This window comes from Pseudomonas sp. GW821-FHT07F01 (assembly GCF_059418825.1).
On the sequence record NZ_JBWKQO010000009.1, the window covers coordinates 281,717 to 306,508 of the forward strand.

Annotated in this window: 24 protein-coding genes; 17 read left to right on the plus strand and 7 right to left on the minus strand. The window is 61.2% G+C overall.

The features are described from left to right. Nucleotides 1-147: 147 nt before the first annotated feature. The 7 genes from minD to AC07R1_RS29890 all read left to right on the plus strand — a co-directional run bounded on the left by minD (nucleotide 148) and on the right by AC07R1_RS29890 (nucleotide 7,009). Nucleotides 148-960 (plus strand): septum site-determining protein MinD, encoded by an 813-nt coding sequence (gene minD, locus AC07R1_RS29860; RefSeq protein WP_011062650.1) that lies wholly within the window; start codon nucleotides 148-150, stop codon nucleotides 958-960. Further along, entirely contained in the window at nucleotides 960-1,214 is a 255-nt protein-coding gene (minE, locus tag AC07R1_RS29865; RefSeq protein WP_007898843.1) for a cell division topological specificity factor MinE, read from the plus strand. Before minD ends, minE begins: the two co-directional genes overlap by 1 nt. A gap of 92 nt (nucleotides 1,215-1,306) precedes the next feature. Further along, nucleotides 1,307-1,942 carry an RluA family pseudouridine synthase gene (locus tag AC07R1_RS29870; protein WP_041119453.1) on the plus strand — a complete coding sequence of 212 codons (636 nt, stop codon included), beginning with the start codon at nucleotides 1,307-1,309 and terminating at the stop codon, nucleotides 1,940-1,942. 43 nt (nucleotides 1,943-1,985) lie between these two features. Next, on the plus strand, nucleotides 1,986-3,098 hold the full coding sequence (locus AC07R1_RS29875; RefSeq protein ID WP_495111219.1) for a hypothetical protein: 1,113 nt from the start codon (nucleotides 1,986-1,988) through the stop codon (nucleotides 3,096-3,098). Nucleotides 3,099-3,196: 98 nt separating this feature from the next. Beyond that, nucleotides 3,197-4,486 carry a M18 family aminopeptidase gene (locus AC07R1_RS29880; RefSeq protein WP_041119454.1) on the plus strand — a complete coding sequence of 430 codons (1,290 nt, stop codon included), beginning with the start codon at nucleotides 3,197-3,199 and terminating at the stop codon, nucleotides 4,484-4,486. Nucleotides 4,487-4,597: 111 nt separating this feature from the next. After that, the gene (locus AC07R1_RS29885) at nucleotides 4,598-4,774 is read left to right on the plus strand and encodes a hypothetical protein (protein ID WP_011062653.1); all 177 of its coding nucleotides are present in this window, start codon (nucleotides 4,598-4,600) and stop codon (nucleotides 4,772-4,774) included. A gap of 78 nt (nucleotides 4,775-4,852) precedes the next feature. Next, nucleotides 4,853-7,009 carry a mechanosensitive ion channel family protein gene (locus tag AC07R1_RS29890; RefSeq protein ID WP_015636611.1) on the plus strand — a complete coding sequence of 719 codons (2,157 nt, stop codon included), beginning with the start codon at nucleotides 4,853-4,855 and terminating at the stop codon, nucleotides 7,007-7,009. Between the two features lie 39 nt (nucleotides 7,010-7,048). On the opposite strand, the gene AC07R1_RS29895 is transcribed toward AC07R1_RS29890, so the two are convergent. After that, nucleotides 7,049-7,762, minus strand: coding sequence for a UTRA domain-containing protein (locus AC07R1_RS29895; protein WP_011062655.1), 714 nt, complete (start codon nucleotides 7,760-7,762; stop codon nucleotides 7,049-7,051). Between the two features lie 362 nt (nucleotides 7,763-8,124). On the opposite strand from AC07R1_RS29895, the gene AC07R1_RS29900 reads away from it, so the two are divergent. The 6 genes from AC07R1_RS29900 (at nucleotide 8,125) to AC07R1_RS29925 (ending at nucleotide 13,432) form a co-directional block, all read left to right on the plus strand. Next, nucleotides 8,125-9,192: an ABC transporter substrate-binding protein gene (locus AC07R1_RS29900; RefSeq protein WP_015636612.1), complete on the plus strand. Its 1,068-nt coding sequence runs from the start codon at nucleotides 8,125-8,127 to the stop codon at nucleotides 9,190-9,192. A gap of 124 nt (nucleotides 9,193-9,316) precedes the next feature. After that, nucleotides 9,317-10,123: an alkaline phosphatase family protein gene (locus AC07R1_RS29905; RefSeq protein ID WP_011062657.1), complete on the plus strand. Its 807-nt coding sequence runs from the start codon at nucleotides 9,317-9,319 to the stop codon at nucleotides 10,121-10,123. Beyond that, nucleotides 10,120-10,965 (plus strand): ABC transporter permease, encoded by an 846-nt coding sequence (locus AC07R1_RS29910; RefSeq protein ID WP_011062658.1) that lies wholly within the window; start codon nucleotides 10,120-10,122, stop codon nucleotides 10,963-10,965. The genes AC07R1_RS29905 and AC07R1_RS29910 overlap by 4 nt, the downstream gene beginning before the upstream one ends. Further along, nucleotides 10,952-11,752 (plus strand): ABC transporter permease, encoded by an 801-nt coding sequence (locus AC07R1_RS29915; RefSeq protein WP_011062659.1) that lies wholly within the window; start codon nucleotides 10,952-10,954, stop codon nucleotides 11,750-11,752. The genes AC07R1_RS29910 and AC07R1_RS29915 overlap by 14 nt, the downstream gene beginning before the upstream one ends. Beyond that, on the plus strand, nucleotides 11,749-12,738 hold the full coding sequence (locus AC07R1_RS29920) for an ABC transporter ATP-binding protein (protein ID WP_258717935.1): 990 nt from the start codon (nucleotides 11,749-11,751) through the stop codon (nucleotides 12,736-12,738). The genes AC07R1_RS29915 and AC07R1_RS29920 overlap by 4 nt, the downstream gene beginning before the upstream one ends. Before the next feature lie 40 nt (nucleotides 12,739-12,778). Beyond that, on the plus strand, nucleotides 12,779-13,432 hold the full coding sequence (locus tag AC07R1_RS29925; RefSeq protein WP_011062661.1) for an HAD family hydrolase: 654 nt from the start codon (nucleotides 12,779-12,781) through the stop codon (nucleotides 13,430-13,432). 106 nt (nucleotides 13,433-13,538) lie between these two features. Here AC07R1_RS29925 and AC07R1_RS29930 read toward each other — a convergent pair whose 3' ends face one another. Further along, nucleotides 13,539-14,501, minus strand: a complete 963-nt coding sequence (locus tag AC07R1_RS29930; protein ID WP_011062662.1) for an NAD(P)H-quinone oxidoreductase — start codon at nucleotides 14,499-14,501, stop codon at nucleotides 13,539-13,541. 138 nt (nucleotides 14,502-14,639) lie between these two features. Here AC07R1_RS29930 and AC07R1_RS29935 point away from each other — a divergent pair, with 138 nt between their 5' ends. Continuing rightward, nucleotides 14,640-16,724, plus strand: a complete 2,085-nt coding sequence (locus AC07R1_RS29935) for a carboxy terminal-processing peptidase (protein ID WP_173476968.1) — start codon at nucleotides 14,640-14,642, stop codon at nucleotides 16,722-16,724. 134 nt (nucleotides 16,725-16,858) lie between these two features. Then, complete coding sequence (locus AC07R1_RS29940) at nucleotides 16,859-18,685, plus strand: bifunctional diguanylate cyclase/phosphodiesterase (protein WP_015636618.1); 1,827 nt, start codon at nucleotides 16,859-16,861, stop codon at nucleotides 18,683-18,685. On the opposite strand, the gene AC07R1_RS29945 is transcribed toward AC07R1_RS29940, so the two are convergent. The 5 genes from AC07R1_RS29945 to bamJ form a co-directional block, all read right to left on the minus strand. Further along, the gene (locus AC07R1_RS29945; RefSeq protein WP_311166283.1) at nucleotides 18,636-19,052 is read right to left on the minus strand and encodes an SEL1-like repeat protein; all 417 of its coding nucleotides are present in this window, start codon (nucleotides 19,050-19,052) and stop codon (nucleotides 18,636-18,638) included. The genes AC07R1_RS29940 and AC07R1_RS29945 overlap by 50 nt on opposite strands. Then, a complete protein-coding gene (locus AC07R1_RS29950; RefSeq protein ID WP_003179080.1) occupies nucleotides 19,053-19,424 on the minus strand; it encodes a hypothetical protein in 372 nt (123 codons plus the stop codon). Next, entirely contained in the window at nucleotides 19,421-19,762 is a 342-nt protein-coding gene (locus AC07R1_RS29955) for a helix-turn-helix domain-containing protein (protein ID WP_015636619.1), read from the minus strand. Before AC07R1_RS29955 ends, AC07R1_RS29950 begins: the two co-directional genes overlap by 4 nt. 114 nt (nucleotides 19,763-19,876) lie before the next feature. Then, the gene (locus AC07R1_RS29960) at nucleotides 19,877-20,332 is read right to left on the minus strand and encodes a YkvA family protein (protein ID WP_495111220.1); all 456 of its coding nucleotides are present in this window, start codon (nucleotides 20,330-20,332) and stop codon (nucleotides 19,877-19,879) included. Nucleotides 20,333-20,624: 292 nt separating this feature from the next. After that, entirely contained in the window at nucleotides 20,625-21,338 is a 714-nt protein-coding gene (gene bamJ / locus AC07R1_RS29965; RefSeq protein WP_011062667.1) for a BamJ family beta-barrel-assembly machinery protein, read from the minus strand. A gap of 269 nt (nucleotides 21,339-21,607) precedes the next feature. Between bamJ and AC07R1_RS29970 the strand changes: the two genes are divergently transcribed. Both AC07R1_RS29970 and AC07R1_RS29975 read left to right on the plus strand, forming a co-directional pair. Further along, complete coding sequence (locus AC07R1_RS29970) at nucleotides 21,608-23,416, plus strand: di-heme-cytochrome C peroxidase (RefSeq protein WP_495111221.1); 1,809 nt, start codon at nucleotides 21,608-21,610, stop codon at nucleotides 23,414-23,416. Continuing rightward, entirely contained in the window at nucleotides 23,413-24,582 is a 1,170-nt protein-coding gene (locus AC07R1_RS29975; protein ID WP_011062669.1) for a catalase family protein, read from the plus strand. Before AC07R1_RS29970 ends, AC07R1_RS29975 begins: the two co-directional genes overlap by 4 nt. Nucleotides 24,583-24,792: the final 210 nt, after the last annotated feature.

The window sequence follows — 24,792 nt, forward strand, 5'->3', positions numbered from 1 at the left end:
ACGAAGTAGGAAATTGGCAATCAGCAGTGTTTATCGACGATAAACCCTGCCGCTGACCGAGCTCCAGCCAAGGCTGTCCGACTGCAGTAGTTTTCAAGAGATGTTTTTCAGGGGCTAAAAGTCCTTTTTCCTTAGGGGTGAAACACCTTGGCCAAGATTCTCGTGGTTACATCCGGCAAGGGTGGTGTGGGTAAAACCACCACCAGCGCCGCTATCGGTACCGGCCTCGCTCTGCGCGGCCACAAAACAGTAATCGTCGATTTCGACGTCGGCCTGCGTAACCTCGACCTGATCATGGGCTGCGAGCGTCGCGTGGTGTATGACTTCGTCAACGTGGTCAACGGCGAAGCCAACCTGCAGCAAGCCCTGATCAAAGACAAGCGCCTGGAAAACCTCTACGTACTGGCCGCCAGCCAGACCCGCGACAAAGACGCGCTGACCCTGGAAGGCGTGGAAAAGGTCCTGATGGAACTCAAGGAAACCTTCGAGTTCGTGGTCTGCGACTCCCCGGCCGGTATCGAGAAAGGCGCGCACCTGGCCATGTACTTCGCCGACGAAGCGATTGTCGTGACCAACCCTGAAGTGTCTTCGGTGCGTGACTCCGACCGTATGCTCGGCCTGCTGGCCAGCAAATCCCGTCGCGCCGAAAAGGGCGAGGACGCGATCAAGGAACACCTGCTGTTGACCCGCTACAACCCGGAGCGTGTCAGCAATGGCGAAATGCTCGGTGTTGAAGACGTCAAAGAAATTCTGGCAGTGACCCTGCTCGGCGTCATTCCGGAATCCCAGGCAGTGCTCAAGGCTTCCAACCAGGGCGTGCCGGTGATTCTCGACGACCAGAGTGATGCTGGCCAGGCCTACAGCGATGCGGTTGACCGCCTGCTGGGCAAAACCGTGGAGCACCGGTTCCTTGATGTCGAGAAGAAGGGATTCTTCGAGCGCCTGTTTGGAGGTAGATAATGAATCTTTTTGACTTCTTTCGTGCCAGCAAAAAGGTCAGCACCGCGTCGGTAGCGAAAGAGCGTCTACAGATCATCGTGGCGCATGAACGCGGCCAGCGCAGCACCCCTGATTACTTGCCCGCCTTGCAGAAGGAACTGGTGGAAGTGATCCGCAAGTACGTCAATATCGGGTCCGACGACGTGCACGTCGCTCTGGAAAACCAGGGCAGCTGCTCGATCCTGGAACTCAATATCACCCTGCCTGATCGCTGATTGATCCGACGGGAGCCACGGCGGCTCGCGGGCCTCATGCATTGCATCGAGGTCGGCGAGCCGCCGTTGGCGTTTGTTACGAGGCTGTTTCAATGCCGTTGTCGAATATCCACATCCTGCATCAGGACGCCGCCGTCCTGGTGGTGAATAAACCCACCCTGCTGCTCTCCGTCCCCGGCCGCGCCGACGACAACAAGGATTGCCTGATTACCCGCCTGCAGGAAAACGGCTACCCGGAAGCCCGCATCGTCCACCGCCTGGACTGGGAAACCTCGGGGATCATTCTGCTGGCTCGGGACGCAGACACTCATCGCGAACTGTCCCGACAGTTTCATGACCGCGAAACGGAAAAAGCCTACACCGCACTCTGCTGGGGCCAGCCGGAACTGGACAGCGGCAGCATTGACCTGCCCCTGCGCTACGACCCGCCCACCAAGCCCCGGCACGTGGTGGACCACGAATTCGGCAAGCATGCCCTGACCTTCTGGCGCGTCCTGGAACGCTGCGGCGATTGGTGCCGGGTCGAATTGACCCCCATCACCGGCCGCTCCCATCAGTTGCGGGTACACATGCTGTCCATCGGACACCCGCTGCTGGGCGATGGCCTGTACGCCCATCCCCAGGCGCTGGCGGCCTGGCCACGCCTGTGCCTGCACGCCAGCATGCTCAGCTTCACCCACCCCCAGACCGGCGAGCGCCTGCGCTTCGACTGCCCCGCTCCTTTTTAAAAAATTGATCAGCTAACACTTCCAGTAAGGACACTTGCCCCAAATGACGTGCATAGCAGTACTTGCCCCTCATTCTCTCGAGAAAGCGCCACAACAATTGCTCTACCTTGTTTACGGCAACAACGAAGTCTATCGGCGTGAAGTCAAATTCAGCATTCTCACGGCACTCAACCGCCTGGAGAATCAGGGGCCATTGTGCATCAGGATCATGACCGACCGCCCCCAAGACTATGCCGGCTGGCCAGTGGATACCGTTGTGTTGACTGATGAGACCTTACAGCAATGGCAGGGGCAAAATGGCTATCACCATCGACGCAAGGCCTGCGCCATTGCCGCCGGGCTTAAGCTTGCAGGGAAGACACTATTCGCGGACACCGACACCCTGTTTCTCAAGAGCCCTCATCTGCTGCTGAAGAAAATTCACCCTCAACACTATTTGATGGATAGATTCGAGTATCACTGGCAAGAAGTCAGTGCCCGCGAGAACTACCTCAAGCTCGGAGAGCGCCTTCAACACCACGGCATCAGACCAGACAGCAATTTCAAGCTCTACAACAGCGGCTTGTGCGGTTTGACTGACAGTGACGGCCTCCTGCTGGAAACTTCTATCGGCTATATCGACGAATGGACACAAGGCTCCTTCGATATTCACACCATCGAACAAATCGCCCTATCGTTCGCCATGCGTAACGACTCCGTGCAAGAGACGCGTGACTACGTCTATCACTACTTTGCAGAAAAGCGCTTTTTCCATGCAATGCAGGCTCACTTCTTCAACAAATACGGCGAAGACTACCATCCTGAACTAATCGAGAAATGTCAGGAGATGCCACGCAGCAAGCCTCTGCCCCGGCCTTGGCAGCGACTTCGCATTAAATGGCGCTTACGCAAACTCAAGGGGGGACTAAAAAAGATTGGCCGCGATCTCCTCTACGGTAGCGAGGTGCCCGATAACCCTTACTATTCAGCATCTCGGCACGAATGGTGGGAGTGTGCCTGCCGAGAGATCAACCGTATGGACGAGCAACAGCGGAACCAACTGTTGAACTTGAACAGCGGCTTATGGCCTGAACTATTACCCAAACCCCGAAGGCACGAAGACGAACGTCTCATCCTTAACTATCTGCACAGGCAATTGGCGCCATCCGCCAATTGATTTGGCTTCAGGGGAAATGGGCGAATTGCGTCACACGCACTTGCCCATTGCCTCGAGCCAATACGTTAAACTCGCGCCACTGCTGTCTGGAGCTACTTATGCGCGAAGAGTTGAACCAAGGCCTGATCGACTTTCTCAAGGCCTCCCCTACCCCTTTCCATGCCACTGCCAGCCTCGTTCAACGCCTGGAAGCGGCGGGTTACCAGCGCCTCGACGAGCGCGAGCCATGGACCACCGAAGCCAACGGCCGCTACTACGTCACCCGTAACGACTCCTCCATCGTCGCCTTCAAACTGGGCCGGCATTCGCCACTGCAAGGCGGCATCCGCCTGGTAGGCGCCCACACCGACAGCCCCTGCCTGCGGGTCAAGCCCCAGCCGGAACTGCAACGCCAGGGCTTCTGGCAACTGGGCGTCGAAGTCTATGGCGGCGCATTGCTGGCTCCGTGGTTCGACCGCGACCTGTCCCTGGCCGGCCGCGTGACCTTCCGCCGCGACGGCAAGGTGGAAAGCCAGCTGATCGACTTCAAGGCACCGATCGCGATCATTCCCAACCTGGCCATTCACCTCAACCGTGAAGCCAACCAGGGCTGGGCAATCAACGCGCAGAACGAACTACCACCGATCCTGGCCCAGTTCGCCGGTGACGAGCGGGTGGATTTCCGCGCGGTGCTGACCGACCAACTGGCCCGCGAGCATGGTTTGAACGCCGACGTGGTGCTGGACTACGAACTGAGCTTCTACGACACCCAGAGCGCTGCGGTGATAGGCCTGCACGGTGACTTCATCGCCGGCGCACGCCTGGACAACCTGCTGTCCTGCTACGCCGGGCTGCAGGCCCTGCTCACCGCCGACAGCGATGAAACCTGCGTGCTGGTGTGCAACGACCACGAAGAAGTCGGCTCCTGCTCGGCCTGCGGCGCCGACGGCCCGATGCTCGAACAGACCCTGCGCCGCCTATTGCCCGAAGGTGACGAATTCGTCCGTACCATTCAGAAGTCGCTGCTGATCTCCGCAGACAACGCCCACGGCGTGCACCCCAACTATGCCGACAAGCACGACGCCAACCACGGGCCGAAGCTCAATGCCGGCCCGGTGATCAAGGTCAACAGCAACCAGCGCTACGCCACCAACAGCGAAACCGCCGGCTTCTTCCGCCACCTGTGCATGGCCGAAGAAGTGCCGGTACAGAGCTTCGTGGTGCGCAGCGACATGGGTTGCGGCTCGACCATCGGCCCGATCACCGCCAGCCATCTGGGGGTACGCACTGTGGACATCGGCCTGCCGACCTTCGCCATGCACTCGATCCGCGAGCTCTGTGGCAGCCATGACCTGGCTCATCTGGTGAAAGTGCTGAGCGCCTTCTACGCTAGCCACGAACTGCCATGAGGCAGAGGGCGGGCGCGTGGACACACGCCCGCCTGTTTCTGATGCACATCAACCCGGGCCGCGACAAAGCGACCTAGACTTACAGTTACTCCTCCTGACAAGGCTGTCGCCATGATCTCGATGTCTTCGTTCCACTCCATGCTCATCCCCATTCTCACGGGCATGATCCTGCTGGCCATCGGCTTCAACTTCCGGGACAAGAACCTCGGTGTGTTCAGCATGTGGATCGGCATGCTGCTGATTCTCGGCACCGTGGTCTACAAGATCCTGGCCAAGCTCGCGGAATAAATGCAGCACTCACCCTCGCATTGAATTTGGCGGCCTCGTACACTCGGTCGATCCATTTTCCCCGAGGTTGACCGCCCAGTGTTCGCTCGTCTTTTTGCCCTGCCCTGCTATGTGCTCGTCTGCCTGCTGACCCTGCTGCCCCTGGGGAGCGCCCAGGCGGTGGGCTTGCCTGGCTTGCTGGGCAACCAGACCAAGGCGCAGCCCCAGGCTGAGGAACCCCTGGGGCAATCCCTGGACGAGGTGATCAAGTCCCTGGAGAACGACCAGCAACGGACCAAGCTGCTGGCGGACCTGAAGAAACTGCGGGATGCCACGAAAAAAGCCCAGCCCACGCCAGAAGAAGGCGTACTGGGCCTGATCGGCGGCACCCTGTCGAACCTGGAAAAGCAATTCTCCGGGGCCGACAGCCCGGTTACCCGCTGGTCCGACGAGTTCGACCTGGCCAAGGAAGAACTCTCGGCACTGATGCTGCCAGCCAGCCAGTGGCTGCCGATCATCTTTGCCTTTGCCCTGATCCTCATGGTCTGGAGCCTGCTGGCAGCAGCGCTGATCTGGCTCAGCCACCGGGTGCGCCTGCGCTTCGGCCTGACCGAAGACCTGCCCCAGCACCCCAAGACCTGGGACCTGCTGCGCTTTGCCCTGCGCAAGCTCGGCCCCTGGCTGATCGCCCTGTTGATCACGGTCTACATGACCTACTCCCTGCCCTCTTCCCTGGGCAAGGACCTGGCCATGGTCCTGGCCTACGCCCTGGTGGTCGGCACCTGTTTCTCGGCGATCTGCGTGGTGGCGTTCTCCGTACTCGATGGCCCGCACCGCCATCGCGCCCTGTACATCCTGCGGCGCCAGGCCTTCCGCCCGCTGTGGTGGATCGGCAGCTTCGCCGCCTTTGGCGAGGCCCTGAGCGACCCACGCATGGTGGCCAGCCTGGGCCAGCACCTGGCCCATACCGCGGCGACCTTCGCCAATGTCATGGCGGCGCTGTCCACCGGCGTGTTCATCCTGCGTTTCCGCCGCCCCATCGCCCACCTGATCCGCAATCAGCCACTGTCACGGCGCCTGACCCGCCGGGCCCTGAGCGACACCATCGAGATCATCGGCACCTTCTGGTACCTGCCGGCCCTGGTGCTGGTAGGTATCTCGCTGTTCGCCACCTTCGTTTCCGCCGGCGACACCAGCACCGCCCTGCGCCAGTCGTTGCTGTGCACGGTACTGCTGGTGCTGTGCATGGTGATCAACGGCCTGGTACGCCGCCATGCCCTCAAGCCCCAGCGCGGGCACAAACGCCATGCGCTGTACTCCGAGCGGCTGAAAAGCTTCTTCTACACCCTGGCTCACCTGGCGGTCTGGCTGGCATTCATCGAGCTCGGCCTGCGGGTCTGGGGCATGTCGCTGATCCGCTTCACCGAAGGCGATGGCCATGAAGTCAGCGTCAAGCTGTTCAGCCTCGGCGGCACCCTGATCTTTGCCTGGCTGATCTGGATTCTCAGCGACACCGCGGTGCATCATGCCCTGACCCGCTCGCGCAAGGGCCTGGCCAACGCGCGCGCGCAAACCATGATGCCGCTGATCCGCAACGTGCTGTTCGTGGCGATCTTCATCATTGCCACCATCGTTGCCCTGGCGAACATGGGCATGAACGTCACGCCGCTGCTGGCCGGTGCCGGTGTCATCGGCCTGGCCATCGGTTTCGGCGCCCAGTCCCTGGTGGCGGACTTGATCACCGGCCTGTTCATCATCATCGAGGACTCCCTGGCCATCGACGACTACGTCGATGTCGGCGGCCACCTGGGCACCGTCGAGGGCCTGACTATCCGTACCGTGCGCCTGCGGGACATCGACGGCATCGTGCACACCATCCCGTTCAGCGAAATCAAGAGCATCAAAAACTACTCCCGGGAGTTCGGCTACGCGATCTTCCGCGTGGCGATCCCGTACAACATGGAAATCGACGACGCAATCAAGCTGATGCGCGATGTCGGCCAGAAGATGCGCACCGACCCCCTGCAGCGCCGCAATATCTGGTCGCCGCTGGAAATCCAGGGGGTGGAGAGTTTCGAGTCCGGCAGCGCCATCCTCCGGGCCCGTTTCAAGACCGCACCGATCAAGCAGTGGGAAGTATCCCGGGCGTTCAACCTGTCCCTCAAGCGTCACCTCGACGAAGCCGGGCTGGACCTGGCTACGCCGCGCATGAGCATCCAGGTGATCACCGCAGGCGGCGGCGCGGAAAAGGAATGATCCTGTAGGAGCCGGCTTGCCGGCTAACGACACTGGTGCCTAAAGAACGTCAACACCGACATGAATCGCGTCATGGCGCCAGAACTCCAGGTCGCAATCGATCAGCCGCTCGTGCTGGTCATAGTTCACCCGGGCAATCCGCAGCCCCGGGCTGCCCACCGAAACCTTCAAGGCCGCCGCCGCTTCCGGCTGCAGTGAGGTGGGCACGATTTCAAAGCGCACCCGTCCGTAGTGCAGGTCGTAATGCCGGGCATAGAGTTCAGTGATCGACTGGTTCAGGTCCAGATCGAGAATCTTCGGAAAATACTTGGGGTTCAGGTAGTGCTCGACATACAGCACCAGCCGCTCATCGATACGTCGTGCGCGGCAGATCTGGATCACGCTGGACAGTGCCGGCAATTGCAGCCAGGCGCAGACCGCCGCCGATGCCGGTTGCAGGCGCGCGGAAATCACCTCGGTGGAGGGCACCCGCCCCTGGGCGCTGACCATGGCGTGGAAGTGGCTGCGCTGCATCAGGTTGTAGGCCAGGCGCGGCGGCGAAACAAACCAGCCACGACGCTCTTCACGGTAGATCTGGCCCTGGGCCTCCAGTTGCAGCAGGGCCTCACGCACAGTGATGCGGGTGGTGGCAAATAGCTCGCTGAGCTTGCGTTCGGCCGGCAGCTTGCTACCGGGCGCCAACAGCCCGTGGGCGATCTGCTCCTGCAGGACCTGGCCGATGGCTGTCACCGCTTTGGTTGCATCAATACGCATCAACGTTACCTATCTGGACTAGACCAGCACTGTTTCAGGGCAGCGCAATGGCCGGGGCAGTGCTCTGCATCCGTGCCCAAAGCCTAGGCAATGCATATGACTGACAGATGACAAAGGCGCTCAGCGGGCCTGTCACCAACTTGCAAATTACCCGCCAGATCCTTGTTCTACGGGCGTTTGGCCATGGTCTACGCTTATTTCGCAGCCTCGGACCTGCGCCTCAATCCATGCGTCGATCGTTGGTACCGACATCAAAGTGTCATCCAACCCGCCTAAATTGGCTCAGGTATTGCTGACCTAGACCAACCCACCGCAAGACTGTCGATAAAACGCAGCGTTGAACACGCCCAAAGGAGCTTCGGATGAAACAGCTTTTCCTGGCATCACTGTTAGGCTCGACCATTGCCCTGTGCACCGCCGCCATGGCTGCTGATAACGATTTGAAAACCCTGGAAGCCGCTGCGAAAGCAGAAGGCGCGGTCAACAGCGTCGGCATGCCCGATGACTGGGCCAACTGGAAAGGCACCTGGGAAGACCTGGCCAAGACCTACGGCCTCAAGCACATCGACACCGACATGAGCTCGGCCCAGGAGATCGCCAAGTTCGCCGCCGAGAAAGACAATGCCAGCGCCGATATCGGCGACGTTGGCGCGGCCTTCGGCCCGATCGCGGTCAAGCAGGGCGTGGCCCAGCCTTACAAGCCGAGCACCTGGGCCCAGGTCCCGGACTGGGCCAAGGACAAGGACGGCAACTGGGCGCTGGCCTACACCGGCACCATCGCCTTCATCATCAACAAGAAGCTGCTGCACGGCTCCGAAGCGCCGAAGAGCTGGGCCGACCTGGAAAAGGGCAAGTACAAGGTTTCCATCGGTGACGTGAGCACCGCCGCCCAGGCCGCCAACGGCGTACTGGCCGCCGCCATTGCCAAGGGTGGTGACGAGAAGAACATCCAGCCGGCGCTGCTGATGTTCGCCGAGATCGCCAAGCAGGGGCGCCTGTCCCTGGCCAACCCGACCATCGCCACCATGGAAAAGGGTGAAGTGGAAGTGGGCGTGGTCTGGGACTTCAACGGCCTGAGCTACCGCAACAAGATGGTCAACAAGGACGACTACATCGTGCTGATCCCGTCGGACGGCTCGGTGATCTCCGGCTACACCACCATCATCAACAAGTACGCCAAGCATCCCAACGCCGCCAAGCTGACCCGCGAGTACATCTTCAGCGACGCCGGCCAGACCAACCTGGCCCGCGGCAATGCGCGGCCGATCCGTGCCGAGCACCTGACCCTGCCGGCGGACGTACAGGCCAACCTGCTGCCCAACGAGCAGTACAAGCACGTAACACCGATCAAGGACGCCGATGCCTGGGAGAAAACCTCCAAGGGCCTGCCGCAGAAGTGGCAGGAAGAAGTGATCATCAACATGCAGTAAGGCTGCATCCCTGTAGGAGCCGGCTTGCCGGCGAATGGCTCAAAGGCGCTGCACAGACAAGCGCACACAGGCCACTCGCCGACAAGCTGGCGCCTGCACACCCGATCCCGGAGTCCTCCACCTCATGAAGCACAACGTCATCCTTGTGGTGCTCGACGGCCTCAACCACGAAGTTGCCCGACACGCCATGGGGCACCTGCAAGCCTACGTCGGTGCTGGCCGCGCCGCCCTGTACAAACTGCAATGCGAACTACCTGCCCTCTCCCGCCCGCTGTACGAATGCATACTCACCGGCGTGCGGCCGATCGACAGCGGTATCGTGCACAACCAGGTTTCGCGCCTGTCCAACCAGCGCAGTCTGTTCCACTACGCCCGCGAGGCCGGCCTGAGCACTGCCGCCGCGGCCTATCACTGGGTCAGTGAGCTGTACAACCGTTCGCCCTTCAACGCCCCGCAAGACCGGCACACCGCAAACCCTGAACTGCCGATCCAGTACGGCCACTTCTACTGGAGCGATCATTACCCCGATTCCCATCTGTTCGCCGACGCCGAGGACCTGCGCCTGCGCCATCAGCCCAACCTGCTGCTGGTGCATCCGATGAACATCGACGACGCCGGACACAAGCATGGCCTGGACAGTTCGCAGTACCGCAACAGCGCGCGCTCGGCGGACATCATTCTCGCCGACTACCTGCAAGGCTGGCTCGACGCCGGCTACCAGGTGCTGGTGACGGCCGACCACGGCATGAACAACGACCGCTCGCACAATGGCCTGCTGGCGGAGGAGCGAGAGGTCCCGCTGTTCGTTCTCGGCGACGCATTCAGCCTCGACCCCGCTGCCGCGCCGAAACAGACCGAACTGTGCGGCACCGTCTGCCAATTGCTGGGCGCGCCCCATGACAAACCTTTCTGCCGGGAGCTGTTGAAGTGAATTCAGTCACCCGTGGCAAATGGCTGGCGGCCCTGTGCCTGGTGCCCTTCGCCCTGTTCTTCATCGTGTTCCAGATTGCCCCCCTGGTGTGGGTGCTGATCAACAGCCTGCAATCGGAAGAGTTCGGCTGGGGCCTGGCCAACTTCACCAGGATCTTCAGCTCGAAGTTCTACCTGCAGGCCATCCAGTACAGCCTGGAGATCAGTTTCTGGTCCAGCGTGTTCGGCATCATCATCGCGGTGCTGGGCAGCTACTCGCTGCGCCGGGTGGATTCGCGCCTGCGCAACTTCGTCAATGCCTTCGCCAACATGACCAGCAACTTCGCCGGGGTGCCCCTGGCTTTCGCCTTCATCATCCTGCTGGGCTTCAACGGCACCATCACCATCATGCTCAAGCAGTCGGGGATCATTCAGGACTTCAACCTGTACTCCAAGACCGGGTTGATCATTCTCTACACCTACTTCCAGATCCCCCTTGGCGTGCTGCTGCTCTACCCGGCCTTCGACGCCCTGCGCGAGGACTGGCGTGAATCCGCCGCCTTGCTGGGGGCCAACGGCTGGCAGTTCTGGCGGCATATAGGCCTGCCGGTGCTGACCCCGGCGCTGCTGGGCACCTTCGTCATCCTGCTGGCCAACGCCCTGGGCGCCTACGCCACGGTCTACGCGCTGACCACCGGCAACTTCAACGTCCTGCCGATCCGCATCGCCGCCATGGTCTCCGGGGACATCTCCCTGGATCCGAACATGGCCAGCGCCCTGGCCGTGGTGCTGGTGGCGCTGATGACCCTGGTGACCATCGTCCATCAACTGCTGTTGAAGAGGAGCTACCATGTCTCGCGCTGAACCCGGCTCCGCCGCGCTCTACCACCGAGTGATGGTCTACCTGCTGTTTGCCATCCTTCTGCTGCCGCTGCTGGGGACCTTCGTCTACTCGATTGCCAGCAGTTGGTCGGCGACCATCCTGCCCAGCGGCTTCACCTTCAAGTGGTACCTGCAGCTGTGGAGCGACCCACGTTTTCTCAATGCCTTCGGCCAGTCATTGCTGGTCTGCGTGGGTGCGCTGGTGCTTTCAGTGGTGCTGATCCTGCCGCTGCTGTTCGTGGTGCACTACCACTTCCCCAAGCTCGATGCGCTGATGAACATCCTGATCCTGCTGCCCTTCGCGGTGCCGCCGGTGGTCTCCTCGGTGGGCCTGCTGCAACTCTATGGTTCGGGGCCCTTCGCCATGGTCGGCACGCCCTGGATCCTCATCGGCTGCTATTTCACCGTGGCATTGCCGTTCATGTACCGGGCCATCACCAACAACTTGCAGGCGATCAACCTGCGGGACCTGATGGACGCGGCCCAACTGCTGGGCGCCAGTACCTGGCAGGCGGCCTTCCTGGTGGTCCTGCCGAACCTGCGCAAGGGCCTGATGGTGGCGCTGCTGCTGTCCTTCTCGTTCCTGTTCGGCGAGTTCGTGTTCGCCAACATCCTGGTGGGCACCCGCTATGAAACCCTGCAGGTCTACCTGAACAACATGCGCAACAGCAGCGGCCACTTCACCAGCGCCCTGGTGATTTCCTACTTCTTCTTCGTGCTGCTTCTGACCTGGGCCGCCAACATCTTGAACAAGGACAAAAGCCAATGAGCTTCGTCAGCGTCCAACACCTGCAAAAGAACTATGCGGGCACCACGGTATTCAGCGACATCAATTGCGAAATCCGCAAGGGCGAGTTCGTCACCCTGCTCGGCCCTTCCGGCTGCGGCAAGTCGACCCTGCTGCGCTGCATCGCCGGCCTGACCCCGGTGGACGGCGGCAAGATCCTCCTCGACAGCCAGGACATCGTGCCCCTGAGCCCGCAGAAACGCGGGATCGGCATGGTGTTCCAGAGCTACGCGCTGTTTCCCAACATGACCGTGGAACAGAACGTGGCCTTTGGCCTGCGCATGCAGAAGGTCGGCGCCGAAGACAGCCGCAAGCGGGTCCAGGAAGCCTTGCAACTGGTGGAGCTCAACGACTTCGCCAGCCGCTACCCGCACCAGCTGTCCGGTGGCCAGTGCCAGCGCGTGGCCCTGGCCCGCTCCCTGGTGACCCGCCCGCGCCTGCTGTTGCTGGACGAACCGCTGTCGGCCCTGGATGCACGGATCCGCAAGCACTTGCGCGAACAGATCCGCAACATCCAGCGGGAACTGGGCCTGACGACGATCTTCGTCACCCACGACCAGGAAGAAGCCCTGACCATGTCCGACCGGATCTTCCTGATGAACCAGGGCAGGATCGTCCAGAGCGGCGATGCCGAAACCCTCTACACCGCCCCGGTGGACGCCTTCGCCGCGGGCTTTATCGGCAACTACAACCTGCTGGATGCCGACAGCGCCAGCAAGCTGCTGCAGCGGCCGGTCAGCGGCCGCATCGCCATCCGCCCGGAAGCCATCGAACTGCGCAAGGAAGGCCCACTGGATGCGCTGGTACGCAGCCACAGCCTGCTGGGCAACGTGATCCGCTATCGGGTCGAGGCCCGAGGCGTGGAGCTGGTGGTGGATGTACTCAACCGCTCGGCCGATGATCTGCACGCCGACGGCCAGCGTCTGGCATTGAGCATCGATCCGACAGCCCTGTGTGAGGTAGCCTGATGGCATTCACGCAATTGATCCTGAAGAGAGAGCGGCACTGATGGCCTTGGCAATTTTTGATCTGGACGAAACCCTGATTCACGGCGACTGCGCCACCCTCTGGAGCGAACAGATGGGCCGCCTGGGCTGGGTCGACAGCGAGTCGTTCATGCGCCGCAACCATGAGCTGATGGACGCCTACAGCCATGGCAAGCTGGCCATGGAGGAGTTCATGGACTTCAGCCTGGAACCCATGAGCGGACGCACCCCGGAGGAGGTCGCGCACCTGGTCGAACCCTGGGTCGAAGAGGTGATCGAGCCGATCATCTTCAGCGACGCCTGCAAGGCCATTGCCGCCCACCGCCAGGCCGGCGACCGGATCCTGGTGATCTCGGCCTCGGGCACTCACCTGGTGAAGCCGATTGCCGCGCGCCTAGGTATCGACGAAGTCCTGGGAATCGAGCTGGAGGTGCAGCATGGGGTCTACAGCGGCCGCACCGTTGGCACCCTGACCTACCGCGAGGGCAAGATCACCCGCCTGCTGCAATGGCTGGATGCCGAGGAAGAAAACCTGGAAGGCGCGACCTTCTACTCCGACTCGCGCAATGACCTGCCGTTGCTGCTGCGCGTGGACCACCCGCAGGTGGTGAACCCGGATCCGGTGCTGCGTGAACATGCGCAGAAGGCCGGCTGGCCGATCCACCACTGGAAGTGACCCGCCCCAGAGATCCCCAGAGCTGGTTTGTGTAGGAGCTGGCTTGCCAGCGAACAGACCGCCAGGCCTGACGCTCCCTTCGCCGGCAAGCCGGCTCCTGCAGGGCTCAGGTCAGGCTGGGGTCGATCACCAGCACCAGCTTGCCCGAGACCTGATTGGTCGCCAGCTCCGCAAAAGCGGCTTCTGCATCCTGGATCGCAAAGGTCCTGGCCAATTGCGGGCTCAGACGCCCTTCGCTGAACAACGGCCAGACATTCTGCCCAAGGTCGCTCAACAGGTCGGCCTTGAACTGGTCATTGCGGCTGCGCAGGGTCGATCCCAGAAACTGGATGCGCTTGGCCAGCACCTGGGCCAGGTCCAGCTGCGCTTCGCGCCCGCCCATCAAGCCGATCAGTACCCAACGTCCATCCAGGGCCAGCAGCTTGAGGTTGTTGGCCACATAATTGGCGCCCACCGGGTCGAGAATCACATCAAAAGGCCCAAAGTCCCGCAGCGCCTCAATGCCATCGGTACGCACCACACCGCCCTGGGCACCGAGGCTCTCGCAGTAGGCCAGGCGATCGGCTGAACCAACGCTCACCCAGCACGGGTTGCCGAACGCCTTGCACAGCTGGATAGCCGCCGAGCCGACGCCACTGGCGCCAGCGTGCAGCAGGACCTTCTCGCCCGGCTTGAGCGCTGCCAGCTGGAACAGATTCAGCCAGGCTGTGCTGTAGACCTCGGGCAGCGCCGCGGCCTCGGCCAGGGACAACCCTTCGGGTACTGGCAGTACATGGCGGGCATCTACCACCACCTCTTCAGCCATGCCTCCGCCCGCCAGCAGGGCACAGACCCGATCACCCACTTGCCAGGACGAACCCGGGCCCACTTCACTGACTACCCCGGAGCATTCCAGGCCAAGGGCCTTGCTGGCTCCGGGAGGCGGGGGATAGAGCCCCGCACGCTGCAACAGGTCGGCCCGATTGAGGCCAGCAGCCGCCACCCGAATGCGAACTTGCCCCACATCACAGGCCGGACTTGGCTCTTCCACCCACTCCACATGACCTTCAACGCCTTGCAATGCTTTCACAGTGCCTCCATAGTGAGTCTGGACTGAGCCCGGAGCGGTAGCACCGGGCTTTTTGCATTATGCGACCGGTCCTTATGGAACCGGCGACTTCAAAGACGGCCTAATATGCGTTATCAATTGCCCCCGCGTCGAATCAGCATGAAGCATTTGTTCCCCAGCACCGCCCTCGCTCTTTTCATTGGTTTCGGCCTGCTGCCGATGTCGACCAATACGTTCGCAGCCAATAGCTGGGACAATCTTCAGCCCGATCGCGATGAGGTAATTGCCAGCCTCAATGTCGTTGAACTGCTCAAACGTCATCACTACAGCAAACCGCCGCTGGATGATGCGCGCTCGGTGATCATCTACGACAGCTACCTGAAGCTGCTGGATCCGTCGCGCAGCTACTTCATGGCCAGCGACATCGCGGAGTTCGACAAATGGAAAACCCAGTTTGACGACTTCCTCAAGAGCGGCGACCTGAACGCCGGGTTCACCATCTACAAGCGCTATCTGGACCGGGTCAAATCCCGCCTGGACTTCGCCCTGGCCGAGCTTAACAAGGGCGTCGACAAGATCGACTTCACCACCAAGGAAACCTTGCTGATCGATCGCAAGGATGCTCCTTGGCTCAAGACCACCGCCGAACTCGACGACCTGTGGCGCAAGCGCGTCAAGGACGAAGTGCTGCGGATGAAGATCGCCGGCAAGGATCCCAAGCAGATCCAGGAAACCCTGACCAAGCGCTACAAGAACCAGCTGGCGCGCCTGGACCAGACCCGTGCCGAAGATATCTTCCAGGCCTACATCAACACCTTCGCCATGTCCTACGACCCGCACACCAACTATCTGTCGCCGGATAACGCGGAAAACTTCGACATCAACATGAGCCTGTCGCTGGAAGGCATCGGCGCCGTGTTGCAGAGCGACAATGATCAGGTCAAGGTCGTGCGCCTGGTGCCGGCAGGTCCTGCCGACAAGACCAAGCAGGTAGCCCCTGCGGACAAGATCATCGGTGTGGCCCAGGGCGACAAGGAAATGGTCGACGTGGTGGGCTGGCGCCTGGACGAAGTGGTCAAGCTGATCCGTGGTCCGAAAGGCACCCTGGTACGCCTGGAGGTGATCCCGGCCAGCAATGCGCCAAACGACCAGACCAGCAAGATCGTGCCGATCACCCGCGAAGCGGTGAAGCTCGAAGACCAGGCGGTGAAGAAGTCGGTCCTCAACCTCAAGCAGGATGGTAAGGACTACAAGCTCGGGGTGATCGAGATCCCGGCCTTCTACCTGGACTTCAAGGCCTTCCGTGCTGGCGACCCGGACTACAAGAGCACCACCCGTGACGTGAAGAAACTGCTGACCGAGTTGCAGAAAGACAAGGTCGACGGTGTGGTCATCGACCTGCGCAACAACGGCGGCGGCTCCCTCCAGGAAGCCACCGAGCTGACCAGCCTGTTCATCGACAAGGGGCCTACCGTGCTGGTGCGCAACGCCGACGGCCGGGTGGATGTACTGGAAGATGAAAACCCCGGCGCCTTCTACAAAGGCCCGATGGCACTGCTGGTCAACCGTCTCTCGGCTTCGGCTTCGGAGATCTTCGCCGGCGCCATGCAGGACTACCACCGCGCCTTGATCATCGGCGGCCAGACCTTCGGCAAAGGCACCGTGCAGACCATCCAGCCGCTGAACCACGGCGAGCTGAAGCTGACCCTGGCCAAGTTCTACCGGGTTTCCGGGCAGAGCACCCAGCACCAGGGCGTGCTGCCGGATATCGGCTATCCGTCGATCATCGACACCAAGGAAATCGGCGAAAGCGCCCTGCCTGAAGCCATGCCATGGGACACCATCCGCCCGGCCATCAAGCCTGCGGTAGACCCGTTCAAACCGTTCCTGGCTCAGCTCAAGGCCGAACACGAAAGCCGCTCGGCGAAAGATCCGGAGTTCGTGTTCATCCGCGACAAGCTGGCCCTGGCACAGAAACTGATGGCGGAAAAAACCGTCAGCCTCAATGAAGCCGATCGTCGGGCGCAACATGCCGATATCGAAGCCAAGCAACTGGCCCTGGAAAACGCCCGTCGCAAAGCCAAGGGCGAGGAGCCGCTCAAAGAGCTGAAGAAAGAAGACGAAGATGCACTGGCTGCTGCCGAGCCGGACAAGACCAAGCCGGAAGACGACGCCTACCTGAGTGAAACCGGGCGTATCCTGCTGGACTATCTGAAGCTCAACACCTCGGTGGCCAAGCACTGAGGATGATGGCAATTTAATTCGATCGCTCCTCGGATCGTCATTAAACAGTCATCATTCTGTCGTGAAATAAAGGACCGGGCGCCGCTCTCTAGCCAGAGCCGCGCCCGGTCCTTTTTTTATCGACAGAGATCGCCATGACCACGACCGAACAGCTCAGTGCATTGAGTTCAATCCTGGCTCAAAGCGGTTTGCACAGCCTGTTCCAACCGATCATTTCCCTGTCCGAGCGGCGCATCCTGGGTTATGAGGCCCTGAGTCGCGGCCCCTCAAACAGCCCTCTGCACTCCCCTGTCGCGCTGTTCGCCGTCGCGCGCCAGGCCGGGCGCCTGAGCGAGCTGGAGATTGCCTGTCGGCAAAGCGCCTGCAAACGCTTCAGCGAACAGCAACTGCCCGGCAAGCTGTTCCTCAACGTCTCGCCGGAATCCCTGCTGGAGGCCGCCCACCAACCAGGGCGTACCTTGCAGCTGCTTGAGGACTTCGGCATCCCCCCCAGCCAGGTGGTGATCGAGCTTACCGAACAGACCCCGATCGACGATTTCCAGTTGCTGCAGAACGCCCTGCACCATTACCGCGACATGGGTTTCTCCATCGCCCTGGACGACCTGGGCGCCGGTTATTCGAGCCTGCGCCTGTGGTCGGAGCTGCGCCCGGACTACGTGAAAATCGACCGGCACTTTATCGACGGCATTCACCAGGATGCCCTCAAGCGCGAGTTCGTCGGCTCGATTCTGCAAATCGCAAAAGCCTCCCGCGCCCAGGTGATCGCCGAAGGGATCGAACTGACCGAAGAACTGGCAGTGCTGACCGAGATGGGCGTCGACCTGGTCCAGGGCTACCTGTTGTGTCGCCCCCAGGAACAGCCGCCGAGGGACGCTCGGGCAATGATGCCCAAGCATGATCACACCAGCGTGGCCCTCAACGATGATGGCAGCGACCTCAGTGCGCTGCTCAACGAGCAACCGGCCGTTGCCCGCAATACGCCCACCGCCAACGTCCTGGAAGCCTTTCGCCGGCAAGCCAACCTCAACTCCCTCGCGGTGCTGGACGAACAGGGGCAGCCTTGCGGCATCGTCCATCGGCACTCGCTCTCCGACGCCCTGCTCAAGCCCTTTGCCACCGACCTGTTCGCCCGCAAGCCCATCAGCCGCCTGATGAACGATGACTTTCTCGCGGTCGAACTCAGCCAGTCCCTGCAGCAGGTCAGCCGCCTGATCACCAGCCGCGCCCGCCAACGCATCGAGGAAGATTTCATCATCACCTTGAATGGCCATTATCTGGGGCTGGGGCGGGTCATCGATGTGCTCAAGCTGATTACGGAGCTGAAGATCCAGCAAGCCCGCTACGCCAACCCGCTGACTCTGCTGCCCGGCAATGTGCCGATCCAGCAGTGCCTGAGCCGCCTGCTGCAGCAAGCACGGGAATCGGTGATCTGCTACGTCGACATCGACAGTTTCAAACCCTTCAACGATATCTATGGCTATGGCCGCGGCGATGAGGTGCTGCTGTGCCTGGCCCAATGCCTGAACGACCGGGTTGACCCGAGCCGCGACTTCGTCGGACATATCGGTGGGGATGACTTTCTGCTGGTGCTGGGGCCGGAGGACTGGCGCCGACGGCTCAACCAGTTGCTGGATGACTTCCACAGCCAGTGCCGGCGCTTCTATCGCAGCGAACACCTGGAAGCCGGCTGTTTTGTCGCCCCCAATCGGCAAGGTATCCGTCAGGAATTTCCCTTGCTGTCACTGTCCATCGGCGTAGTGCACCTGTATCCACAGGCCTGTGGCCAACTGGACTCCAGCCAACTGGCGGAGCTGGCCTCCCAGGCCAAGCATCACGCCAAGAATATCCAGGGCTACAGCATCCATGTGATCGACAGCCTGGAAGCGGCAGCCAGCCTGGGAGCGCAAAACCTCAGTGAGCCGCTGCGGGATCAGTCGGCTGATCGAGCTGCGTCAGTTTGAGCGCCGCAAGAGGATGCCCGGCCTGGGCCGAAAGCGTCCACCAGCGCGCCGCTTCGACAGCGTCGGGAGCCTTGTTGGGCGAGCCGGCCAGGCTGATCACGCCCAACTGATAGGCTGCCTTGCCATCCCCCGCCAGTGCAGCCAGCCGCAGCAGGCGTTGACCTTCTTGACGGGCGCCAAGCCCCTGCCCACGAAAAGTCAGGATGTGCCCATAAAAGCTCAGCGCACCGACATTGCCCAGATTGGCCATGCGCGCGAACTGACCTTCCATCCAACGCCAGACACGGGGTTGGCGGACAAACCACGGCCAATGAAACAAACGGCGCGCCAGCCAATAGCCGAGTCGCGCCTTGAGTGCCAGGAACATTCAAGCCTCCGCTGATTCGGGATACTCGTACTCGAAGACCCGCACCACTTCCGAGGCATGCCAGGAAGCCGCGGCAACACCGTCGGAAGGGCCGGAAAAACGCCCCAGACGCTCCACGCACTCGAAGAAGCCGGTACGCGGCAAGCGGCTGGCCCCCTGACTGATCACCAGGGAACTGCGCAAAGGCTGTTCGGCCCGTGCATCCAGCGCTGCCAGATGCTCCAGCGCGGCTGTCAGGGTCTGCATGGCCGGGCTGGGCAGTTGCAAGCGCTCCAACAAGGCTCGATAGGTTAAAAGATGCCGCTGACGACGGGCCTGATCCAGCTCACCCAACAGCCCATCCCAGTGCTGACGACTGATCCTTACACTCACGATTGCTCCCTCCACCCCGGCACCGTCAACTCCCAGGCCAGGCTGCGGCGAATCGCAGCGTCGGGTTGACGCTCGCCACTTTCAATCAGGGCCAGGTAAGACGGACTGATACCAACTTTGCGGGCCAGCGCCTCGATGGCGATGCCCTTCCCTTCGCGCAGACTGCGTAATTGATCCAGGCCCGGAAGATTCTGGGCTGGTGGCGCTGCCTGAGAAGTTGCGGCAGCGTGCGGTGGTTGTTCGGTAAGACCTGCGGCTGACAATAAAGCTTGATACTGAGCCCACGGCAGAACCGCATATTCGGGCTCGCCATCGCGTTCAATAATCTGAATATCCATTACTACCCCGTAGGACAACGACACTTAGCGAGTCGGACTTTTCCCTTGAAGTGTAATCCTAACAGCGGCAATGGTCGCGGGGAGCATGATTGTTGTGGGAGGCGGTGAATACCCTTAGTTTTTCTGCGGTCCTTCCAGCAGCAATTGCTCCGCAGTGTCCGGCAAGCGCTCGACAACCGCGAGTTTTTCCGGCATTTGCCGATTGCGCCAGGTTCGGAAGGCGTTGAGTTCGTCATCCAGGGTTTTCATCAGCCAAGCCAGAACAGCGATATCGTCAAGCATGCCGAACACCGGAATAAAGTCGGGAATGGCATCCACAGGGCTGAGGAAATACATCAAGCCTGCCACCACCGACAGCAGCGCCTTGGGGCTGATGGCCCGGTACTCGCCACGCCAGTACGCCAGGCACAGTGCCTGCAACAAGCGCAGGTCCTGTTTGACCTTGCCCAGGCGTCCGCTCTGGCTGGCGCCTTTGCTCGCCACGGCGAACAGCAGCGTGGGCAAACGGCCGCGGCTCAGCAAGCGCCCCGCCAGCGGCAGGAAACGAGCAAAATTCCAGGGTGCTTTCATCATCACTCCCACTGAAATGTTATCCACACAAATTGTGGATAACCTTGTGAACAGAGCTATTTTTCACGGCTGAAAGCCCCGTTTCATAAGGGCTGAGCTCAGATCGGGCGTTTTTTACTCACATAAAAAAACCCATAATTTCATTGACTTGGCAGCCTCCAGCGACTACCTACCGCTCATACCCTGTTCAGACCACCCGCACTGCCGTCGGTTCGGATAATTTGCCAGCAGCAACCTGCAGAAACGACAACGCCCCGTAAGAACGGGGCGTTGCTTCAGGCGCTGACGCAGGTTACTTGGCGGCGTCCTGCTTGGCTGGATCCTTGATACCCAGCAGCTCCAGTTCGAAGACCAGCACCGAGTTGGCTGGAATCGCCGGACTCGGGCTCTGGGCGCCGTAGGCCAGGTCGCTCGGGATGTACAGCTTGTACTTCTCGCCCACGTGCATCAGTTGCAGGCCTTCGACCCAACCCGGGATCACGCCGCTGACCGGCAGATCGATCGGGCTGCCACGCTCTACCGAGCTGTCGAACACAGTGCCGTTGGTCAGGGTGCCGGTGTAGTGAACAGTCACGACATCAGTCGGCTTGGGCTGAGGACCGTCAGCCTTTTTCAGTACTTCGTACTGCAGACCGGAAGCGGTGGTGGTCACACCGGTTTTCTTGCCGTTCTCTTCGAGGAATTTCTTGCCGGCAGCCGCCGACTCTTCGCTCATCTTGGCCATGCGCTCTTCGGCACGCTTTTGCAGCGCGGCGAAGGCTTCGACCAACTCTTCATCCTTCAGCTTCTGTTCTTTCTTGCCGACGGCATCTTCGATGCCCTGGGCGACCGCTTTGGAGTCCAGGTCATCCATGCCTTCCTGAGCCAGACTCTTGCCCATGTTCAGGCCGATACCGTAGGAAGCTTTTTGCGCCGGGGTTTTCAGCTCTACGCTGGTCTGCGAATCACAACCCGCAAGTACCAGGCTAACCAGGGCCACCGCCGCCGCCAACCGATGCTGTTTCATGCTATTTCCTTGTTCATGCGCCTAAAGGGCAATCGAATAAAGCCGCGAGCTTATCAGGCGACCACGACCAATGGCTACCGGCGTAAGAGTAGTAAATGGCCGATAAGTTCACGTCTTTAAACGCGTTTTCATGCTCTGGGGTACACCCTGCCCAGGCCGCTTACCGAGGCGCTTGAACGGGCGCGAATAACCATAGCTCAAGTAATGGCTACTTGCCGCGTCAGATGAGCTCAGGCATAAGGAAACGAAATTCGACAAGGAAGTACATCTTGCGCCTCATCTATCGTGTGTTGCTGTTGATTGCCGTGCTGATCGGCATTGTCCTGGCAGTGGTCCTGTACTACGTGGCCAATCCGAAACTCCCCGACTATGTACCCGTTGAACAGGTGCACTACCTGGACCAATGGGATGCCAAGGATCGCCAGACCTACTATTTCACTCCCCAGGGCACCCAGGTCAAAGGCCTGCGCTATGAATGGTTCAGCGCTCTGGAACTGCCGTTCTCCGAGCAGCCCTTTGCCGCTCCCGAGTACCTGGCCCGCTTCGGCTTCCTGGTGGAGCCGGGGCAGAAAGCCACAGCGCAGAATCCCGGCAACCTGCCCGTAGGCTTCGCCCGCCATCAGAATCCGGGCAGCGCGGAACAATACCTGGACATCACCTGTGCTGCCTGCCACACCGGCGAGCTTCGTTTCAACCATCAAGCCCTGCGCATTGATGGCGGCTCGGCGCAGCACGTACTGCCGTCCAGCGTACCGACCCTGCGTGGTGGCAGCTTCGGCCAGGCCCTCGTGGCCAGCCTCACCAGCACCTACTACAACCCCTGGAAATTCGAGCGCTTCGCCCGCAAGGTGCTGGGTGCCGACTACGAAGCCAGGCACGAACAGCTGCGCAAGGACTTCAAGGTCTCGCTGGATAACTTCCTGCGGGTGGCCTGGAACGATACCCATCGCGGCCTCTATCCAACCGAAGAGGGTCCGGGCCGTACCGACGCCTTTGGCCGCATCGCCAATGCCAGCTTCGGCGACGCCATTTCCCCTGAGAACTATCGGATTGCCAATGCCCCGGTGGACTACCCGCAACTCTGGGATATCTGGACCTTCGACTGGGTCCAGTGGAACGGCTCGGCGCAGCAACCCATGGCGCGCAATATCGGCGAAGCCCTGGGGGTTGGCGCCACCCTGAACCTGTTCGACGCCAACGGCCAACCCCTCACCGGCGAGGACCGCTACCCTTCCAGCGTACGTGTCCGCGATCTCAACCTGATCGAGGAAACCTTGCAGCGCCTCAAGCCACCGGCCTGGCCGGAAGCCTTGCTGGGCACGATCGACAAGCCGCTGGCCGCCAAGGGCCGCGAGCTGTTCGCCAGCAACTGTGCCGGCTGCCATGTACCCTCGGTCAGCGACAACAACGGCCGCCCCGTGCAGCAGTTGAAAATGCTTCCGGTAGCGGTGATTGGCACCGACCCGAATTCGGCGAGCAATATCGCCGACCTGCGCTATGACCTGAGCTCCTTGCAGTGGGATACCACCGAACTGGCCAGGTCCAATGTCGAGCTGCACCCGACACCCAGCGAACCGCTGGACCTGCGTCAACTCTCGGCTGCCAAGGGCCTGGCCTACATCACGGCCTTTGTCGAAGAGCGTGCCTATCGCGACGCCAAGGTCACCTCCGAGGAGCGCCCGCGGCTGGACGGCTACGGGCTGCCGATCGGCGTACGCGAGTTGCGCGCCTACAAGGCCCGCCCGCTGGCCGGGGTCTGGGCCACACCGCCGTACCTGCACAACGGCTCGGTACCCAACCTCTATCAACTGCTGTCTCCGCAATCAGAGCGCTCGACAACCTTCTACCGCGGCACCTTCGAGTACGATCCCAAGCACCTGGGCTATCGCCCGGAAGCCTTCAAGAACGGTTTTGAATTCGATACCCGCATCAGCGGCAACCACAACAGCGGCCACGAATTCCGCGCCGGCCAGCGTGGCAATGGCGTTATCGGCCCACTGCTGCAGCCAGAAGAACGCTGGGCCTTGCTGGAATACCTGAAAGTGCTGGGCGGACCATTGGAGTCGCAATTGCCATGAAACTCGATCTCGCCAGAAAACGACCGTCCCTGCTGGCCCGACTGTGGCTGCGCCTCGGCGCCTTGCTGGGCAGGACCCTGTTATTGCTACTGGTCATCGGCCTGCTGGGCTGGGCACTGTCCAGTGCCTGGTTCGCCTGGCACCACCGAGGCCCGGTAGCGGTGCAGGAGCAGGTTCCTGCCGATGAGGCAGCCCGCACCCAGGACATCATCCAGACCGCGGTACGCATCGTTGACCAGCACCGCGAAGGCACCCGCTACCTGCGCGATGCCCATGCCAAAGCCCACGGTTGCGTGAAGGCACAGGTCCAGGTCCTCAACGACTTGAGCCCGCCACTGCGCCAGGGAGTATTTGCCACCCCTGGCCAGACCTGGCAGGCCGTCGTACGCCTGTCCAACGGCAACGCCTACCCGCAGTTCGACAGTATTCGCGACGCCCGCGGCATGGCGATCAAGCTACTGGATGTTCCCGGGCAACAACTGATGGCGTCGGAATCACAACGCCGTGAACAGGACTTCGTGATGTTCAATCATCCGAATTTCTTCGTCAGCGACGTAGCCGAATATCAGCAGAACATCGCCGCCCAGGCGGACGGCAAGAAAGTCGGCGCATTCTTCCCCGGGTGGGATCCGCGCACCTGGCAGGTACGGCATCTGTTCATCGCCCTGGCGACCCTGTCACCGGCCCCGGCCAGCCCGACCCAGACCACCTACTACTCGGTCTCGCCCTACAAGTTCGGCAATGCCAACGCCAAATTCCGGGTCATGCCGGACCCCGAGAGTTGCCCGGCCTACAGCCTGCCAGCACAGAACCAGGATCTGCCCAACTTCCTGCGCAGCGCCCTGACCCAGCAACTCTCCACCGACCGGGTTGGCGCCTGTTTCGTACTGCAAGTCCAGCGCCAGGACCCGAACCGTTTCATGCCGATCGAAGACACCAGCATTGAATGGAAAGAAAGTGACGCCCCCTTTGAAACGGTGGCGCGGGTGACCCTTCCCGCCCAGGACTTCGATACCCCGGCGCAGAACCTGGCTTGCGACAACCAGTCCTTCAACCCCTGGTTCGGTCTGGAAGCCCATCGCCCCATCGGCGGCATCAACCGTCTGCGCAAGGCGGTGTATGAAGCCGTCAGCGACTACCGGCATAGCCGTAACGCCGAGCAGTAGGCAAAAACGCAAAAAGCGGCCCGAGGGCCGCTTTTTTCATGCGCAGGATTCGAACCGATACAAATCCCAGACAGCAAAAAGCCCGCATTGAGCGGGCTTTGTGTGGCGACCTGGCGTTCAGTGTTCCAGGTTGCCGAATATGGCGCAGCGGACGGGACTCGAACCCGCGACCCCCGGCGTGACAGGCCGGTATTCTAACCGACTGAACTA